The organism is Blattabacterium cuenoti (genome assembly GCF_014251335.1).
Lineage (GTDB): Bacteria > Bacteroidota > Bacteroidia > Flavobacteriales > Blattabacteriaceae > Blattabacterium > Blattabacterium cuenoti_G.
The window spans coordinates 583,492-601,841 of record NZ_CP059186.1; the positions used below are offsets into that span (position 1 = coordinate 583,492).

Annotated in this window: 14 protein-coding genes, 1 tRNA gene and 1 pseudogene; 10 read left to right on the top strand and 6 right to left on the bottom strand. The window is 25.5% G+C overall.

Annotated elements, in window-relative coordinates; genetic code table 11:
- Window positions 1-404 precede the first annotated feature (404 nt).
- On the top strand, window positions 405-1,679 hold the full coding sequence (gene tyrS, locus H0H73_RS02840) for a tyrosine--tRNA ligase (RefSeq protein ID WP_185852110.1): 1,275 nt from the start codon (window positions 405-407) through the stop codon (window positions 1,677-1,679).
- Between the two features lie 2 nt (window positions 1,680-1,681).
- On the opposite strand, the pseudogene era reads toward tyrS, so the two are convergent.
- Together era and clpB are read right to left on the bottom strand one after the other, a co-directional pair.
- Window positions 1,682-2,564: pseudogene (gene era / locus H0H73_RS02845) on the bottom strand (GTPase Era).
- A gap of 45 nt (window positions 2,565-2,609) precedes the next feature.
- The gene (clpB, locus tag H0H73_RS02850) at window positions 2,610-5,201 is read right to left on the bottom strand and encodes an ATP-dependent chaperone ClpB (protein ID WP_185852111.1); all 2,592 of its coding nucleotides are present in this window, start codon (window positions 5,199-5,201) and stop codon (window positions 2,610-2,612) included.
- Window positions 5,202-5,306: 105 nt separating this feature from the next.
- Here clpB and prfB point away from each other — a divergent pair, with 105 nt between their 5' ends.
- Genes prfB through menD form a run of 6 tightly spaced genes read left to right on the top strand, consistent with a single transcriptional unit; the run spans window position 5,307 to window position 11,814 of the window.
- The gene (prfB, locus tag H0H73_RS02855; protein ID WP_185852112.1) at window positions 5,307-6,410 is read left to right on the top strand and encodes a peptide chain release factor 2; all 1,104 of its coding nucleotides are present in this window, start codon (window positions 5,307-5,309) and stop codon (window positions 6,408-6,410) included.
- A gap of 22 nt (window positions 6,411-6,432) precedes the next feature.
- Window positions 6,433-7,824 (top strand): type III PLP-dependent enzyme domain-containing protein, encoded by a 1,392-nt coding sequence (locus H0H73_RS02860; RefSeq protein WP_185852113.1) that lies wholly within the window; start codon window positions 6,433-6,435, stop codon window positions 7,822-7,824.
- Window positions 7,821-8,687, top strand: a complete 867-nt coding sequence (gene speB, locus H0H73_RS02865) for an agmatinase (RefSeq protein WP_185852114.1) — start codon at window positions 7,821-7,823, stop codon at window positions 8,685-8,687. The genes H0H73_RS02860 and speB overlap by 4 nt, the downstream gene beginning before the upstream one ends.
- 16 nt (window positions 8,688-8,703) lie before the next feature.
- Window positions 8,704-9,399: a (d)CMP kinase gene (cmk, locus tag H0H73_RS02870; RefSeq protein ID WP_185852115.1), complete on the top strand. Its 696-nt coding sequence runs from the start codon at window positions 8,704-8,706 to the stop codon at window positions 9,397-9,399.
- Entirely contained in the window at window positions 9,396-10,130 is a 735-nt protein-coding gene (fabG, locus tag H0H73_RS02875; protein ID WP_185852116.1) for a 3-oxoacyl-[acyl-carrier-protein] reductase, read from the top strand. Before cmk ends, fabG begins: the two co-directional genes overlap by 4 nt.
- A gap of 7 nt (window positions 10,131-10,137) precedes the next feature.
- The gene (gene menD / locus H0H73_RS02880) at window positions 10,138-11,814 is read left to right on the top strand and encodes a 2-succinyl-5-enolpyruvyl-6-hydroxy-3-cyclohexene-1-carboxylic-acid synthase (protein ID WP_185852117.1); all 1,677 of its coding nucleotides are present in this window, start codon (window positions 10,138-10,140) and stop codon (window positions 11,812-11,814) included.
- Here the strand turns inward: menD and H0H73_RS02885 are convergent.
- The 3 genes from H0H73_RS02885 to H0H73_RS02895 all read right to left on the bottom strand — a co-directional run bounded on the left by H0H73_RS02885 (window position 11,768) and on the right by H0H73_RS02895 (window position 16,000).
- On the bottom strand, window positions 11,768-12,241 hold the full coding sequence (locus tag H0H73_RS02885; RefSeq protein WP_238784352.1) for a SanA/YdcF family protein: 474 nt from the start codon (window positions 12,239-12,241) through the stop codon (window positions 11,768-11,770). The two genes, menD and H0H73_RS02885, sit on opposite strands and share 47 nt — an antisense overlap.
- A 165-nt stretch (window positions 12,242-12,406) precedes the next feature.
- Window positions 12,407-15,706, bottom strand: a complete 3,300-nt coding sequence (gene secA / locus H0H73_RS02890; RefSeq protein WP_185852118.1) for a preprotein translocase subunit SecA — start codon at window positions 15,704-15,706, stop codon at window positions 12,407-12,409.
- A gap of 60 nt (window positions 15,707-15,766) precedes the next feature.
- The gene (locus H0H73_RS02895) at window positions 15,767-16,000 is read right to left on the bottom strand and encodes a DUF2795 domain-containing protein (protein WP_012821710.1); all 234 of its coding nucleotides are present in this window, start codon (window positions 15,998-16,000) and stop codon (window positions 15,767-15,769) included.
- Between the two features lie 133 nt (window positions 16,001-16,133).
- Here H0H73_RS02895 and fmt point away from each other — a divergent pair, with 133 nt between their 5' ends.
- A complete protein-coding gene (gene fmt / locus H0H73_RS02900) occupies window positions 16,134-17,102 on the top strand; it encodes a methionyl-tRNA formyltransferase (RefSeq protein WP_185852119.1) in 969 nt (322 codons plus the stop codon).
- 102 nt (window positions 17,103-17,204) lie between these two features.
- Window positions 17,205-17,471 carry an HU family DNA-binding protein gene (locus H0H73_RS02905; RefSeq protein WP_185852120.1) on the top strand — a complete coding sequence of 89 codons (267 nt, stop codon included), beginning with the start codon at window positions 17,205-17,207 and terminating at the stop codon, window positions 17,469-17,471.
- A 68-nt stretch (window positions 17,472-17,539) separates the two neighbouring features.
- Here H0H73_RS02905 and pdxH read toward each other — a convergent pair whose 3' ends face one another.
- The gene (gene pdxH, locus H0H73_RS02910; protein WP_185852121.1) at window positions 17,540-18,190 is read right to left on the bottom strand and encodes a pyridoxamine 5'-phosphate oxidase; all 651 of its coding nucleotides are present in this window, start codon (window positions 18,188-18,190) and stop codon (window positions 17,540-17,542) included.
- Between the two features lie 82 nt (window positions 18,191-18,272).
- On the opposite strand from pdxH, the gene H0H73_RS02915 reads away from it, so the two are divergent.
- Window positions 18,273-18,346 (top strand) — tRNA-Met (locus H0H73_RS02915).
- Window positions 18,347-18,350: the final 4 nt, after the last annotated feature.

Genomic DNA, 18,350 nt, shown 5'->3' on the forward strand with positions numbered 1-18,350 from the left:
TTATTTAATTCAATAAAAATATGATTATAAAAAAAAGAATCATAAAATATGAAAAAATAAAATGAATTAAAGCTTTCAATAATAATGAAAAATCTAAAATACTATAATAATTAATAATTGAATAAAAAAAAACATAAATGCTGAAAAATAATTTCAGCATACTACATAATACATAAATGTATGTAGAGTATTTATATTTTTTTTTTGTAAACAAATAAAAAAGAAAAAACAAATTATTTACAGGTAATAAAAAAACATATATTTTTAATATCAAGGGAAAATATTTTTTAAAAAAAAGAATGCTGTAAATGAGATGAGCTAAACTAAAAAAAAAAGTGAAAAAATTGTACATTACGATTTTTTTTATCATAATCGAATAATTTAAGTTAAGATTACTATTATCTATGCAAAATATTATTGATGAACTCTCATGGAGAGGTTTAATTAAAAATAAAGTTCCTGGTATAGAAAATCAATTGAGAAAACCTACAACCATGTATATAGGTTTTGATCCTACATCTGACTCTTTGCATTTAGGAAGTCTTTTACCGATTATTATGTTAATTCATTTTCAAAAAAAAGGACATAAATCTATAGGATTAATTGGTGTAGCTACAGGTTTAATAGGGGATCCTTCAGAAAGGAAAAATAAAAGAATCTTTTTAAGTAAGAAAGTTTTGCAAAAAAATACGGAATCTATAAAAAACCAAATATTAAGACTTTTGAATTTTTATTCAGAAAAAATAGAATTGTTAAATAATTTTGATTGGATTCAAAATATTACTTTTATAGATTTTATTCGTGAAATAGGAAAATATTTTCCTATAAACTACATGATATCTAAAGATTCTGTAAAAAAAAGAATCAATAATAAAAAAAACGGAATATCCTTCACTGAATTTTCTTATTCTCTTATACAAGGATATGATTTTTTGTATTTAAATCGAGTAAAAAATTGTGAATTGCAAATTGGAGGATCTGATCAATGGGGAAATATCACAACAGGGATAGAATTGATTAGAAAAAAAACAGGAAAAAAAGCATATGGAATAACCTTTCCTTTAATCATAAAACCTAATGGAGTGAAATTTGGTAAAAGTGATAAAGAAAAAAATATATGGTTAGATAAAAAAAAAACATCTCCATATAAATTTTATCAATTTTGGATGAATATTTCTGATATTGAAATTGAAAAGTATATAAAAATATATACTTTTTTTTCTAAAGAAAAAATCGAAAATTTAATTTTCGAACATAGAAGCTATCCAAATAAAAGGCTTTTACAGAGAGAATTAGCTAATAAAATCACAGAATGGGTTCATGGAAATAAAATTTCCAAAAAAATGATAGAAATTACGAATGTATTATTTGAAAAAATAAATAAACCTTTTCAATTATTGGATGATAGAATGTTCATTTCTATATATAATCATATTCCACATATGCTTATATCTTGTGAGGAATTTGAAAAAGGTATTTTTTTATTAGATCTTTTAAAGAAAAGTGGTTTTTTTTCTTCAAAAAGTGAAGCAAATAGAGCTTTAAAAGCAAATTCAATTCATTTGAATCAAATTCTTGTGAAAGAAAACATTTTGATCCAAAAAGAAAATATAATAGGAAAAAAATATATTTTGTTACAATTTGGAAAAAAAGAATTTTTTATTATAAAAATTGAATAAATTTAATACCCAAAATCTTTTAATTTTTTGTAATCATATCGCCAGTTTTTACAAACTGTAACATACAATTTTAATTGTATTTTTTTCTTAAAGAAAAACTCTATGCTTTTTATAGAAAAAAACTTTAATTTTTGAATAGCATTTCCTTTTTCTCCTATTAATATTCCTTTTTTAGAATATCGTTCTACATATATGTATGATAATATATATATAAAAGTATTTTTATCTTTAAAAAAATTTTGTCTGAACTTACTACAGAATAAGGAATTTCTTTTTCATAGAAAAAAAATATTTTTTCTCTAATTATTTCATTTACAAAAAACCGTTCATGTCTATTACTTAAATAATCTTTGGGATAATAAGGGGGATGTTCAGATAACAAAGATCTAATTTTATTCATTAATAGATCTTGATTCATTTTTTTTAATGCAGATATTGGTAATATATCTGAATAAGGAAATAATTTATGCCAATAATTAACGGTATCATATAATACTTCACATTGTTTTTCTATTTTATCTATTTTATTAATCAATATAATAATGGGAACATTTTTGTTTTTTTTTTAATATGATTGAATATAGCAACATCCTCTAATTTTCCTATTTCTGTCGTAAGCAAAATAACATCTGCATCTTCTAATGATTTTTCTATATATTGCATCATAATTTTTTGCATTGGATAAATAGGATCAATCATCCCTGGGGTATCCGAAAATATAATCTGAAAGTCAGATTTATTAACGATTCCCAATATTCTATGACGAGTAGTTTGTGGTTTTTTCGTTATGATGGAAAGTTTTTCTCCCATAAGAGAATTCATTAAGGTTGATTTTCCCACATTAGGAGATCCTATTATATTAACAAAACCGGATTTATGAATCACTTATTTATTGGTATTTTAAATATTAATATTTTCAATTTTTTCTGATTATCTAAATACAATTCCTTGTTCCTTAAAAAAATCTATTAAAATTCTATGATTTTTTTGTAATTTACCTTTTAAGATCTCTTTGGATAGGTTATTTAAAATATCATGTTGAATCACTCTTTTTAAAGGCCTGGCTCCAAAATGAGGATCGTATCCTTTTTCCGATAAATATTCTATAGCTTCATTAGTAGATTCTATATAAATATTTTTCTTATTATATAGTAATTCTCCTAATTTTTTCATTTGTAATTTCACAATATCTTTGATCTCCTTTCTAGAAAGAGGTTTAAACAAAATGATTTCATCTATACGATTAATAAATTCAGGTCTTACAATATTTTTTAATAAATCTATTAAAGCTTTTTTTGTAGCCTCCATTTTATTATAAGAAATTTCTTGGTCCAAATTTTCCTGAATGATGTCTGCCCCTATATTGGAAGTCATAATAATAATAGTATTTGTAAAATTAACGGTTCTTCCTTTATTATCAGTTAACCTTCCATCATCTAAAATTTGCAAAAGAATATTAAAAACATCTGAATGGGCTTTTTCTATTTCATCTAACAAAATAACACTATAAGGACGTCTACGTATAGCTTCTGTTAATTCTCCACTTTCGTCATAACCTATATATCCAGGAGGAGCCCCTATGAACCTACTAACGGAATGAGGTTCTTGATATTCACTCATATCTATACGAACCATATTATTATCATCATCAAATAAATATTCTGCTAAAGTTTTAGCAAGTTCTGTTTTTCCTACTCCTGTACTACCCATAAAAAGAAAAGAACCTATAGGTTTTTTTTCATCTTGTAATCCTGCTCTAGAACGCCGTATAGCATTTGCTATTGATTGGATAGCCTCATTTTGTCCTACTACCCTTTTATGTAATTCTTTTTCCAAAAATAATAATTTTTCTTTTTCACTTTGCAACATTTTAGTAACCGGAATTCCGGTCCATTTCGATACAACTTGAGCTATATCTTCTCTATAAACTTCTTCTTGTATCATTTTTTTCCCTTTGTCTTCTTGTTTTTTTAATTCATTTTTTAACGCTTTCACTTTATTTTCCTCTTCTTTTATTTTTCCATATCTTAATTCTGCTACTTTGCCATAATCTCCTGCTCTTTCTGCTTGTTCTGCTTCAAATTTATAACTTTCTATTTTATCTTTAGTTTTTTGGATTCCTTCAACTAAATCTTTTTCATTTTGCCACTGAGTTTGCAATTGCATTCTTTTTTCATTTAATTGATACAATTCTTTTTTTAAAGGAATTAATTGGTTTTCATCATTTTCTCTTTTCAAAGCTTCTATTTGTATTTCCATATGCATGATTTTTCTATGCAACACATCCAATTCTTCTGGTTTTGAGTTGATTTCCATTCTCAACTTAGAAGCCGCTTCATCTACAAGATCAATCGCTTTATCTGGTAAAAAACGTTCATTAATATAACGTTTAGATAATTCTACAGCAGCTATAATAGATTCATCTTTTATTCTTACTTTATGATGACTTTCATATTTTTCTTTAATTCCACGTAATATAGATATGGCATCGTCAATAGAAGGTTCATCAACATATACCTGTTGAAATCTTCTTTCTAAAGCTTTATCTATTCTAAAATATTTTTGATATTCATTTAAAGTTGTAGCTCCTATTGCTCTAAGTTCTCCTCTGGCCAATGCTGGTTTTAAAATATTTGCGGCGTCCATAGCTCCTTCTCCTCCTCCCGCTCCAACTAAAGTATGAATTTCATCAATAAATAAAATAATTTCTCCATCTGAAAATGTAACCTCTTTAATTACAGCTTTAAGACGTTCTTCAAATTCCCCCTTATATTTTGCTCCTGCAATTAGAGAAGCCATATCTAAAGAATATACTTGTTTATTTTTTAAATTATCTGGAATATCTCCACTTATAATACGATGAGCTAGACCTTCAGCGATAGCTGTTTTCCCCACCCCTGCTTCTCCAATCAAGATTGGGTTGTTTTTTGTTCTTCTAGATAAGATTTGTAAAACCCTACGTATTTCTTCATCACGTCCAATAACAGGATCCAACTTTCCTTTATAGGCCCATTCATTAAGGTTTTTTGCGTATTTATCCAATGCTTTATACATATTTTCAATTGTAGGAGAAATTACTTTTCCATTTTTTTTTCTTATATATTCAACAACTTCTTTTATTTTTTTTTCTGTTATTCCTTCCCCTCTCAATAATTTCGAAGTATCATCTAAACTCATAAAAATTCCGTAAAAAATATGTTCTATAGAAATAAATTGATCTTTTAATATGTTAGCATAGTTTTCTGCAATATTCAACATATTTGAGACATGTGAACTGAAATGTTGAGAGAAAGAACCATTAAGTATTTTGGGATAAGTGGAAATAATACTATCTAATCCAATAATTATTGATTGAGAATTTACTTTTAATTTTTTTAAAAAAAAATGAATTATATTTTCTTCAGTTTTTAAGATAGATTTTAAAATATGTGCATTTTCAATAGATTGTTGATTATTTTTTAATGCAATATGTTGCGCTTCTTGTATCACTTTTTGTGATTTAATTGTAAACTTATAATTCATACTAAGAATGAAATTTTCATTTTCATAATATAAAAAATATAAAAAAATTTTTTTGATCATAATAGTTATCAAAACTAATTATTTCAAAATATTTATTTTCGCACTATGATAAAAAAAGAAGAAATACAATCTATTTCAGAAAGAATTCATAAAATTTATGATATTCTCAGAATAGATCAAATAAAAGAACATATAAATAAAGAACAAGAAGAAATATCAAATCCTAATTTTTGGAAAAATTATAAAAAATATAAAAGTTTTATAAAGGACATGCATGATATGAAAACATGCATAAAAGATTTTACGGAATTAAAAAATGCTTTCGAAGAATTAGAAGTCATATTTTCTTTTTCCAAAGAAGAAAATTTAGAAAAAGAATTTGAAATTCAATTATATAAAACTTTGAAATTACTTTCAAATATAGAATTCAAAAATATTTTTTCAGAAAAAGAAGATTCTTTCAATGCGATATTACAAATCTCTTCTGGAGCTGGAGGGACTGAAAGTTGTGATTGGACTTCCATATTAATGAGAATGTATTTCATGTGGGCGGAAAAGAAAAATTTTTCTGTAAAAAAAATACATCATGTATCTGGAGATGTTACTGGTATTAAATCTGTTATTTTAGAAATAGATGGGCCTTATGCTTTTGGATATTTGAAAGGAGAAAATGGAGTACATAGATTGATCCGTATATCTCCGTTTGATAGTAATTCAAAACGTCATACTTCTTTTTCTTCTGTATATGTTTATCCTATGGTCAATGAGCATATTAATATAGATATTAAAACATCAGATATACAATGGGAAACTTTCCGTTCTAGTGGAGCAGGAGGACAAAATGTAAATAAAGTAGAAACAGGAGTTAGATTACGTCATAATCCTACAGGAATTACTGTAGAAAATACAGAATCACGTTCTCAAATACAAAACAGGCAAAAAGCTTTACAATTATTGAAATCCAGATTATTTGAAATAGAAATAATTAAAAAAAATGAAAAAAAAGAAAAAATAGAATCCAAAAAAAAAAAAATAGAATGGGGTTCTCAAATTCGAAATTATATTATGCATCCTTACAAATTAGTGAAAGATTTAAGAACCGGTCATGAAACTACACAAGTTCAATCTGTCATGGATGGAGAAATAGACATTTTTTTAAAAAAATTTTTAATATATAATAAAGAAAATAAAGATACAAATACGAATTAATTTTCTTATTTATACAATTTCAATGAAAATCCGTTACGCTGATCTTATAGATCAAACTTTTGATTTTCCCACTGAGGAATTTTCTATAAGAAATAATTTTTTAGAGTTTCACGGAATTCCATTAATGGATATTATAAAAAGATATGGAACTCCATTAAAATTTACATATTTACCAAAAATATCTCAAAATATACAAAAAGCCAGAAAATGGTTTGAAAAAGCAATTCATTCCAATAAATATAATAATAAATACACTTATTGTTATTGTACAAAAAGTTCTCATTTTTCTTTTGTATTAGAAGAAGCTTTGAAAAATAATATTAGTATTGAAACTTCATATGCTTATGACATAGAAATTGTCAAAAATCTTTATCGAAAAGGAAAAACTACTAAAAATATTGAAGTTATATGCAATGGATTTAAACCAAAAAATTATATCGAAAATATATCAGAACTTATAAACAATGGATTTTATAATACAATCCCAATATTAGATAATTCAGATGAATTAGAAAAACTAAATTTAGTTATTAACTATCCTTTTAAATTGGGTATACGTATAGCTTCTGAAGAAGAACCTAAATTTGAATTTTATACTTCTAGATTAGGAATTGGATATAAAGATATTATTGTTTTTTATTTAAACAAAATAAAAAATAATCCTAAAGTAGAATTAAAAATGTTACATTTTTTTATAAATACAGGAATAAAAGATACTGCTTATTATTGGAATGAACTTTTCAAATGTTTGCATATTTATGCTAAATTAAAAAAAATAGCACCAGAATTAGAAATTCTAAATATAGGAGGAGGTTTCCCTATTAAAACATCTATGTCTTTTAAGTATGATTATGAATACATGACCAACGAAATTGTTTATCAAATAAAAAATTTTTGTCAAAAAGAAAATATTTCAGAACCTCATATTTACACAGAATTTGGAGCTTATACAGTAGGAGAAAGTGGAGGTGTTTTATATAAAATACTTAATCAAAAACGTCAGAATGATAGAGAAAAATGGAATATGATAGACAGTTCTTTTATGACTACACTTCCTGATACTTGGGCAATAAGTCGTAGATTTATTATGATGGCAATTAATCGTTGGAATGATTGCTATGAAAGAGTTTTTTTAGGAGGATTGACATGTGATAGTGATGATTATTATAATTCAGAACAACATATGAATGCTATATATCTTCCTTGTTTTCATCGAAAAATTCCGCTTTATATTGGGTTTTTCAATACTGGAGCTTATCAAGATACAATTAGTGGATATGGCGGAGTACACCATTGTTTAATTCCTCAACCTATTCATGTATTGATAGATCATGATGAAAAAAAAAATTTTGTATATAAAATATTTCGTCAATCACAAAGTCCAGAAGAAGTTTTAAAAATATTAGGTTATTGAAATTGAATTACAAAAAAAAAACTTTTGCGGGAATACCTGAAAAGTATGCTACAATTAATAAATCTCAAACGGTACTTATCCTGGTTCCATATGATTATACTCAAACATGGAAAAAGGGATCAAAAGAAGGTCCGAAAGCTTTCTTATCTGCAGCGGAACATATAGAATTATATGATATTGAAACCCAGTCAGAAGTATATAAAAAAGGAATTTTTATTGTTCCCTATGTTATAAATCCTTCAATTTCTACAAAAAAAATGATCAAAAAAGTATATAATGTTACAAAAAAATATCTTTATCAAGAAAAATTCCTAACGTTTATAGGAGGAGATCATTCTATATCAATAGGAAGTATTAGAGCATTCGGAGAAAAATATAAAAATTTAAGTATTCTTCATATGGACGCACACACAGATTTGCGGCCTATCTACAAGGGGGATCCTTATAATCATGCTTGTTCCATGTATGAAGCCTCTCAAAAACATCCTTTAATACAAATAGGAATTCGTAGTATGGACATAATAGAGAAAAAATACATTCAAAAAGGAAATATATTTTATATGCATGATATTTATAAAAATGATTTATGGATGCAAGATGCTATTCATAAATTATCTGAAAATGTATTCATCAGTATAGACATAGATGTTTTTGATCCTAGCATAGCACCTTCAACTGGCACTCCAGAACCAGGAGGTTTATCTTGGTATACTACTTTAAAATTTTTGAAAAAAGTTTTTATAAAGAAAAATGTAATAGGATTTGATATAGTAGAACTTTTACCTAATAAAGAGGAATCTTCTACTGATTTTCTAACCGTAAAACTTTTTTATAAATTACTATCATATAAACATATAAAATAAATGTGAATTAATTAATATGAATCGAAAAATTATTATAGCTATAGATGGATACTCTTCATCTGGAAAAAGTACTTTAGCCAAAGCTATTTCTAAAAAACTAAAATATAAATATATAGATAGTGGTGCTATGTATAGAAGTGTAACCTTACTTGCTATTAAAAAAAAAATTTTTGATAGTGATTTGTGGAATACTCGAAATTTTATTCCTATTTTGAAAGAAATCAGTTTAAAGTTTAAATGGAATAAAAAATGTAATCAAACAGATATTTTTTTAAATAAAGAAAATATTCAATCTCAGATTAGATCAGAAAAAGTAGCGGCTAAAGTAAGTTTAATAGCTCAAATTCCAGAAATTAGAGAAAAGTTAACTCTTATTCAAAGAAATATTGGAAAAAATAAAGGAATTGTTATAGATGGAAGAGACGTAGGAAATTGTGTGTTTCCTAAATCAGAGTTAAAAATATTTATGAAAGGATCCATAGAAATTCGTTCTTACAGAAGATATCAAGATTTAAAAAAAAGAGGAGAAGAGGTGTCTTATGAAGAAGTAAAAAAAAATATAATTCATAGAGATATAATGGATACTTCACGAAAGATCTCTCCACTAAAAAAATCTATAGATTCTATAGAAATAGATAATACATTTCTGAGTATAGATGAACAATTAAATCTTATCTTTCAATTAATTAAAAATAATCATATTGTCATATGAAATTATTAAATGGAAAAATAGCTGTAGTTACAGGAGGAGCAGGAGATATAGGTCAGTCTATCGTAAGAACTTTTGTACAACATGGAGCTAATGTTATTTTTACATTTTTTTCCTCAAAAAAGGAAGCAAAAAAATTAGAATTTGAATTTAAAGATTTGGTTGAAGCATATCAAATAGATCTTTCTGATTTTAATTCATCAGAAAATTTAGTGCAAAAAGTGATAAAAAAATATGGTAGTATAGATATATTAGTGAACAATGCAGGGGTTATAAAAGATAATTTTTTGCTTAAAATTTCGAAAAAGGATTGGGATTATGTGATTAAAACTAATCTATATTCTATATTTAATTTAACTAAACATGCTATTCATCCTATGATGAAAAAAAAAAAAGGAAGCATTATTAATATGAGTTCTGTTGTAGGATTAACGGGAAATATTGGACAATCTAATTATGCAGCATCTAAAGCAGGAATTATTGGATTTACAAAATCAATAGCGAGAGAATTAGGAAAAAAAAATATTCGTTGTAATGCTATAGCTCCCGGATATATTGTAACAAAAATGAATTCTCAATTGAGAGATAAAATCAAAGAAAATTGGATAAAAAATATTCCATTAAAAAGACCAGGAACACCTCAAGATATAGCTAATTCTACTTTATTTCTTGCTTCAGACTTATCAAACTATATTACCGGAACTGTGTTAAATGTAAATGGAGGGTTAATTTAAATCGTAAATGTATTCAAGTAAAAAAATTGTCCAAAGTTTAGGAGAGATTTTAAAAGCAAAATCTATATTCAATATAATCATATCTCCAGGATCTAGAAATGCTCCAATCATTATACATTTTACTCAACATAAAGATTTTAAAACGTACAGTATTGTAGATGAACGATGTGCTAGTTTTTTTGCATTAGGAATCGCTCAACAAATCAGAAAACCTGTAGTCATTAGTTGCACTTCTGGATCTGCTGTTGTTAATTGTTATCCCGCAATTACAGAGGCTTTTTATCAAAAAATTCCACTTATTTTAGTGACTGCAGATAGACCAAAAGAAATTGTAGATGTATTTGAAGGACAATCTATTCATCAGGAAAATATTTTTCAAAAACACGTAGAAACGTCTATTCAATTGACAGAAGATGAATCTGAATCAGGAATATGGTATAATGATAGATTGATGAATGAATCTATAAACAAATGTATTTTTAAAAATAAACCTATACATATTAATATCCCATTTTCTGAACCACTTTATAATACCACAAATCATTTACAAGTAAAACCTAAAATTATAAAAACTATTCCTGTTCAAAATTATATTGAAACATATAATTATAAAAAAGAACAGCATATATGGAAAAAATGTAAAAAGAAAATGATTTTATTGGGATTATATTATCCGGAAAAGAATATGGAAAAAATTTTAAGAAAGTTAAGTTTGGATCCTTCTATCGTAATTTTCACAGAAACTACATCTCATGTATATGGAAAATTTTTTTTCTCAAATATAGATCAACTTATTTTTAATATGAATCCTAAAAAATGGATAATTTTTAAACCTCATATTTTATTAACCATTGGAATACATATTATATCCAAAAAAATAAAATTTCTTTTAAGAAAATATCCTCCAATATATCATTGGCATATAGGGAAACATTACGAAAATTATCCGGATACCTATTATAAATTAACGACTTATTGGCCTATAAATCCAGAATCATTTTTTAAAATTTTTGATAATTCTACCATTTTTCCTTCGGATTACAGAAAAAAATGGGATAAATTGAGAAAAGAAAAAAAGAAAAAACATAAACATTTTTTAAAAAAAGAAAAAAGTTTTTCAGATTTAAAAGTTTTATTCTTTGTATTTAAAGCTATACCTAATAATAGTATACTACAATTGGGAAATAGTATGATTGTAAGATACTATCAACTATTTGATGAAAAAAAATATTCTATTAAATCTTATTGTAATCGTGGTACTTCAGGAATAGATGGATGTGTTTCGACTGCGGTAGGTTCTTCTGTTACAAAAAAAACTGTTACATTAATTATTGGAGATATAAGTTTTTTTTATGATAGTAATGCTTTATGGAATAATTATATTCCAAAAAACTTTCGTATTATACTTATTAATAATGGAGGGGGAAATATTTTTAGATTTATTTCAGAAAAACAACTTCCCGAAAAAATATTAAATTTTTTCGAAACAAAACATATTCTTTCTGCAGAAAAAATATGCGAAATGTATCATTGGAAATATGAAAAAGTATCCAATCAAAATGCTTTAAAAAATAGTTTATTGTTCTTTTGGAAAAAATCAAATAAACCTTTTTTATTAGAAATAAACACCCAAAAATCTAATAATGCTCAAATTTTGAAAAAATATTTATCTTATTTATCCTAATTTTAGGATATAGAATCATATCCCACAATACTTTAATTCTTGCAAAAATTTCTCTGAGTTGTATTTTACTGTCAAAAGTAAGACTTTTAGCATTAAACCCAATTACATCCAATCCTAAACAATTTCCAATAAAAATTGCTCTTTCATTATGAAATTTTTGAGATATAATCGTAAATTTTTTTTGATGAAAAATTTTATGTACTCTAATAATAGAATGTAAAGTATTAATTCCATAAAAATCTTCATATATAAAATGAGAAGGAATCCCTTTTCTAATTAACTCTTTTTTCATCATTTTTGGTTCATTATAGTTTTTTTCTCTATTGTCTCCACTTACAATGATATAACGTATTTTTTTATGACGAAAAAGAAAATAAGCTGCATCTATCCTATACTTAAAATATGCGTTAATTCCCCCTCCATGCAAATATTTAGAAGTGCCTAAAACGACACCAAATGCATTATATGGAATATAATTAATAGAATCATAACTCTTTCTTATTGACCATAAACTTATTCCAACATAACAAAATATAATAAATAAAATAATAAGGAAAAATATACGTTTTATTTGTAATTGACATATTCTATTTTAAAAAGAATCATCCTCTATAATCCATTCTCCTTTTTCTAAAAAAAATTCTATCTGTTTGAATTTAATATTTTTAGTTTCTCCCGTAATTAAATGACGAATATTAATTCTATTGTTTCTTCCTAATTTTTTTTTATCTTTTCCTTTTAGATTCATAAAAAGATTTGTTTTAAAATTATTTTTATTTTTTGGAAAACATAAAATGTCTCCTCTTATAATAGCAGATTTAAGTAAAAAAGAAATAATTCTTTTGTTTATATTATAAACTCTTTCTTGAAACAAATTAAAAGCATTTTGTTTATAAACAATAAGAGGATCTTTTTGTTCAAAAACAGCATTTTGTACAGAATATCGCAAACTATCCATTTCACGTAAATGCTCTTTCCATTTTTCATCCATAAAACATAATATAGTCTTTTTTTCAAACATGGATAATAAAGATTTTCCCTTTGTATTGTAAAACTCTTTCAAATCCGATAGAGAAACTATATTTTGATATCCATCTGTTAAAATAACTCGTATTTGATAAAATTCGTGATTTTTATTATCCACAATATTAGATATAATAGGTTTAATATCTTGATCTATCATTTTTATTTTCTTTTTTTCATAAAAGCCAATAATTATATCATGAAGTGTATTGACACAATCTCGTTCTTTGTAGGATAAAAATTCATCTTCTTGTATAGGAAATTTAATTCCAAAAATTTGAAAAAATTCATACTCTAAATTTTTGAAATCATTGAGAGATTGATTGATATTAATCATTACATCTAATAAAAGATAAACCATATTAGAAATATCTAAACTCAATTCATTTCCACATAATGCATTTCTTCGTTTTTTATAAATAAATTCTCTTTGTTTATTAATAACATCATCATAGTCTAATAAACGTTTTCGTATGCTAAAATTGTTCTCTTCTATTTTCTTTTGTGCTTTTTCAATAGATTTTGTTAATAAAGGATGTTGTATTATATCTCCTTCTTTATGTCCAAATCTATCCATTAATTTAGATAATCTTTCCGAATCAATAAATAAACGAATTAGATTATCTTCTAAAGACACATAAAACTGAGAACTACCTGGATCTCCTTGACGTCCTGATCTTCCTCTTAATTGATTATCTACCCTTCTAGAATCATGTCTTTCAGTTCCTAAAACCGACAATCCTCCGTTTTTAACAACTTCTTTTGATAGTTTAATATCGGTTCCACGACCTGCCATATTAGTTGCTATAGTTACAGATCCAGGAAATCCTGCTTTTGCTATGATTTCCGCTTCTTTTTCATGTAATTTTGCATTTAAAACATTATGCGGTATTTTCATAAATTTTAAAGCTCTACTTAGAAATTCTGAAACTTCAACAGAAGTGGTTCCAACAAGTACCGGTCTTTTTTCATTTTGAGATAAAAGAATAATTTTTTCTATAACAGCATTATACTTTTCTCGTTTAGTTTTAAAAACAAGATCCTGCAAATCTTTTCTTTTTATTTTTTTATGTGTAGGGATTACTACCACATCTAATTTGTAGATATGCCAAAATTCTCCGGATTCTGTCTCTGCAGTCCCTGTCATTCCAGATATTTTCCTATACATTCTAAAATAATTTTGTAAAGTGATTGTAGCAAAAGTCTGACTGGAAGATTCTACTTGAACATTTTCTTTCGCTTCTATAGCTTGATGTAAGCCATCAGAATAACGCCTCCCTTCCATTATACGACCAGTTTGTTCATCTACTATTTTCACTTTTCTATCTAGAACTACATAATCTACATCTCTTTCAAATAAAGTAAAAGCTTTAAGTAATTGATTAATAGTATGAATTCTTTGTGATTTTATAGAGAAATTTTTCAAAAGTTTTTCCTTTTCATTTATTTCTTTTTCCTTAGAAAAATTTTCTTTCTCTACTTCAGAAAGTTCTACATTTACATCTGGTAAAACAAAAAAACCTATATCTTCCACATTTTGTGATAAAAACTCAATTCCTTTATCTGTTAATTCTACAGTATTATTTTTTTCGTCAATCACGAAATAAAGATCTTTATCCACTTTATACATTTCTCTTCCATGATCTTGAAAATATTGACTTTCCGTTTTTTGTAAAATGAGACGAATATTATCTTCACTCAAAAATTTTATTAAAGATTTTTTTTTGGGTAATCCACGATACGCTTGAAATAATTTAAATCCACCTAATTTTTTTTCTCCATTTTTTATTAAATTCTTTGCTTGATACAAAAAATTATTAACTATCATGTTTTGCTGACTAACTAGAGTTTTTACTTTTCCTTTAAATAATTCAAATTCTTCTTTATTATCTTTCTTAGAATCAACAGGCCCCGATATAATCAAAGGAGTACGTGCTTCATCTATTAACACAGAATCTATTTCATCTATAATAGCATAATTTAATTCTCTTTGAACTAACTCTTCTTTAGAACAAGCCATATTATCACGTAAATAATCAAATCCAAATTCATTATTTGTTCCATAAGTAATATCTGCTTGATAAGCTTTTTTCCGCATATATACATCAGAAGATGAATAATTATCAATACAATCAACTTTTAATCCATGAAATTCCATTAAAGGAGCCATCCAGCTTGTATCTCTTCTAGATAAATAACTGTTAACTGTCACAACATGCACTCCCCTTCCAGATAAAGCATTTAAATAAGTAGATAAAGTTGCTACAAAAGTTTTTCCTTCACCTGTGGCCATTTCGGCTATCTTTCCTTGATGTAATACTACAGCACCCATAAGCTGTACATCATAATGAACCATATCCCAAATAATGCTTTTTCCATATGCATCCCATTCATTTATCCAAATGGCTTTATCTCCATTCAAATGGACATAAGACTTTATTTTTGATAACTCTTCATCAAAAGAAGTAGTTGTAACGATAAGTTGTTTTTTTTCTTTTAAACGTTTAGCTGTTTCTTTAATTATAGAAAAAGCTTGAGGTAAAATATCTATTAATACTTTTTGTTCTGTTTTGTAACATTCTTCTTGAATACTTTCTACATTTGAGTATATTTTTTCTAAAACGCTGATAGAACAAAATTTTTCTTGTATTTTATTCAATAATTTTTTTTTCCTTTCATGAAATTTTTTTGTAGATGTTTGTATAATATTTCTTAAGCTTTTAGTTTTATTTCTTAATCCATCGTCAGATAATAAAAATATATTTTTCTCTTCTTTTTTGATTTGGATCAAAAATTTTCTAACCTCTTTAAGGTCTCTATCATTTTTATTTACTAATAATTTATTTAAAATATTTCTAATAAAACTCATTAAACTAAAAAATATATTAATCGTTTATATAAAAAAAATAAACATAAAAAAATAAATAAATCAAAGTTCATATTCATCTCTATTCCAATAAAAATCTTCATCATCACGTGGATAATCTGCCCATATATCTTCTATAGATTCAAAAACTTCTCCTTCTCCATTTTCTAACTGTTGAAGATTTTCAACTACTTCTAAAGGAGCTCCAGTACGAATAGCAAAGTCAATCAATTCTTCCTTTGTTGCAGGCCAAGGGGCATCTTCTAAATGAGAAGCTAATTCTAAAGTCCAATACATATATTAATATTTTTCATTATTAAAATTAAAAAAATGATATTTTATTTTTATATATTTGATTTTCAAAAATCAATGAACTTTTTTATAAAAATTACAAGATAAAATTAGTGAATTTAAATTACAAATAAATTACATGAAAAAATTTCCCAAAATTGTATTCATAGGTTCAAACCATTTTTCTCTTTATACCTTAAAAGAATTATATATCAAACAATACAATATTGTAGGAATCATCACAAGTCCTGATAACCATATTTTTAAAAATCAAGGAAAAAAAGCATTTACACCTGTTAAAATATACGCATTAGAAAATAATATTCCCTTTTTACAACCTAAAAATCTTAAAAATCATTCTTTTTTAGAAAATCTAAAAGTATGGAATGCAGATATACAAATAGTTGTATCATTTCGAATCTTACCTAAAGAAGTATGGAGTTTTCCTAAAATGGGATCTTTTAATTTACATGCCTCTCTTCTTCCACAATATAGAGGGGCTGCACCTATTAATTGGGTTATTATTAATGGAGAAAATAAAACTGGATTAACTACTTTTTTTATAGAAGAAAAAATAGATTCTGGAAAAATTCTTTTCCAAAAAAAAATTGAAATAAAAAAAGAAGAAACTGCAGGAGAACTAGAAAAAAAATTGAAAAAAATTAGTGGTTATATGGTTATTCAAACTTTAGAAAAAGTTATAAAAAATGAAATAAAACCTATTTCTCAAAAAAATATTGATTCTTCTTTATTAAAATATGCTCCAAAAATATATACCAAAGATTGTAGAATACAATGGGAGAATCCTTCTATAGAATCAATTTATAACAAAATAAGAGGATTAAGCCCTTATCCTACAGCATGGACATTATTATTTTTTAATAAAAAAAAATTTGTTAGATTTAAAATTTCTTTTGTTAAAAAAATACGGGAAAAACATATTTTCCCAATTGGGTTGATCTTCATTGTTTTATCATATGAAATGAAAATTTCCGTTAAAGAAGGTTTTATCTCTATTATTGAAGGCCAAATAGAGGGAAAAAAAAGAATGCATATAAAAAACTTAATTAATGGATTGAAAATAAGAGAAAATCTTTTCGTTCGATAAAAAAATTTAATCATTTATACTTTATATATATATATTTGCTATTGCTATTGTTAATTATAAGATTATTTTATAGTTAACTAACTAAAATTAAATTAATTATTCATGAACAAAACGGAATTGGTTAATTCAATAGCTGAAAAAACTGGAATAACAAAAATAAAAGCAAAAAACGTTACAGATGCATTTATTGAAACAGTGATTGAATCTTTAAAAAAAGGAGATAAGGTAACACTTGTAGGATTCGGAACCTTTTCTGTAGTAAAAAGACATCCTAGAAATGGAGTCAATCCTAGAACAGGAAAGAAAATACATATTCCAGGAAAAAAAGTAGCTAAATTTAAAATAGGAGCAGAATTAACAAAATTATGATTTTAAAGAAAATAGATAAAGTTTGTCGGAGAACAAACTTTATCTATTTGTTATTTATTTCCATATTCTTATGGAGATAATCTGTACAAGATCCATTTTTTTTCTTTTCCTAAAATATAAACAAGTCTATCATGAAGTCTATTAGGTTGTCCTTGCCAAAATTCCATTTTATAAGGTTTTACAACATATCCTCCCCAATCAAAAGGGCGTTTTATAATTTTTTTAACAAAAAAATTGTTCCATTTCTTATATTGTTTTAATAAATATTCTTTAGACGAAATAATCATACTTTGTCTAGAGACCCAACTTCCAATTTGATTTCCTCTAGGTCTGTTATGAAAATATTCATCTGACTTTTTTCTTTTAATTTTTGATGTTATTCCTTTAACAATAATTTGTCTTTCCATATTTTTCCAATAAAAAGAAATACATACTTTTGGTATGTTTTGAATTGCTCTTCCTTTCAAACTATGATAATTTGTATAAAAAATAAATCCGTCTTTGGAATATTCTTTTAATAAAACAACTCTAGTTTCTGGCCCTCCATCTGCCCCTATAGTAGAAATAGACATAGCATTAACTTCTTCGTTATCTTTTTGAAATGATTTTTCTTGTTCAAACCAATAATCAAACAAGGAAAAAGGTTCTTTTGGGACTTCAGATTCCAATAAAGGATTTTTTGTATAGTTCTTTCTAAGATTACTTAAATCAATAGTCATAATATCACAAATCTTAATATAAGACAAAAATATACTAACTTTATCTAGTTAAGTAATATAAAAAAATAAAACACACATTATCGGCGTGATAGCTCAGTTGGTTAGAGCGTTGGATTCATAACCCAGAGGTCGGGGGTTCAAATCCCCCTCACGCTACAAA

What these genes read in the sequence shown, in the direction of transcription:
- tyrS (WP_185852110.1), top strand. Translation starts at nt 405, where the DNA reads ATGCAAAATATTATTGATGAACTCTCATGGAGAGGTTTAATTAAAAAT.
- clpB (WP_185852111.1), bottom strand. Translation starts at nt 5,201, where the DNA reads ATGAATTATAAGTTTACAATTAAATCACAAAAAGTGATACAAGAAGCG.
- prfB (WP_185852112.1), top strand. Translation starts at nt 5,307, where the DNA reads ATGATAAAAAAAGAAGAAATACAATCTATTTCAGAAAGAATTCATAAA.
- H0H73_RS02860 (WP_185852113.1), top strand. Translation starts at nt 6,433, where the DNA reads ATGAAAATCCGTTACGCTGATCTTATAGATCAAACTTTTGATTTTCCC.
- cmk (WP_185852115.1), top strand. Translation starts at nt 8,704, where the DNA reads ATGAATCGAAAAATTATTATAGCTATAGATGGATACTCTTCATCTGGA.
- fabG (WP_185852116.1), top strand. Translation starts at nt 9,396, where the DNA reads ATGAAATTATTAAATGGAAAAATAGCTGTAGTTACAGGAGGAGCAGGA.
- menD (WP_185852117.1), top strand. Translation starts at nt 10,138, where the DNA reads ATGTATTCAAGTAAAAAAATTGTCCAAAGTTTAGGAGAGATTTTAAAA.
- secA (WP_185852118.1), bottom strand. Translation starts at nt 15,706, where the DNA reads ATGAGTTTTATTAGAAATATTTTAAATAAATTATTAGTAAATAAAAAT.
- H0H73_RS02895 (WP_012821710.1), bottom strand. Translation starts at nt 16,000, where the DNA reads ATGTATTGGACTTTAGAATTAGCTTCTCATTTAGAAGATGCCCCTTGG.
- fmt (WP_185852119.1), top strand. Translation starts at nt 16,134, where the DNA reads ATGAAAAAATTTCCCAAAATTGTATTCATAGGTTCAAACCATTTTTCT.
- H0H73_RS02905 (WP_185852120.1), top strand. Translation starts at nt 17,205, where the DNA reads ATGAACAAAACGGAATTGGTTAATTCAATAGCTGAAAAAACTGGAATA.
- pdxH (WP_185852121.1), bottom strand. Translation starts at nt 18,190, where the DNA reads ATGACTATTGATTTAAGTAATCTTAGAAAGAACTATACAAAAAATCCT.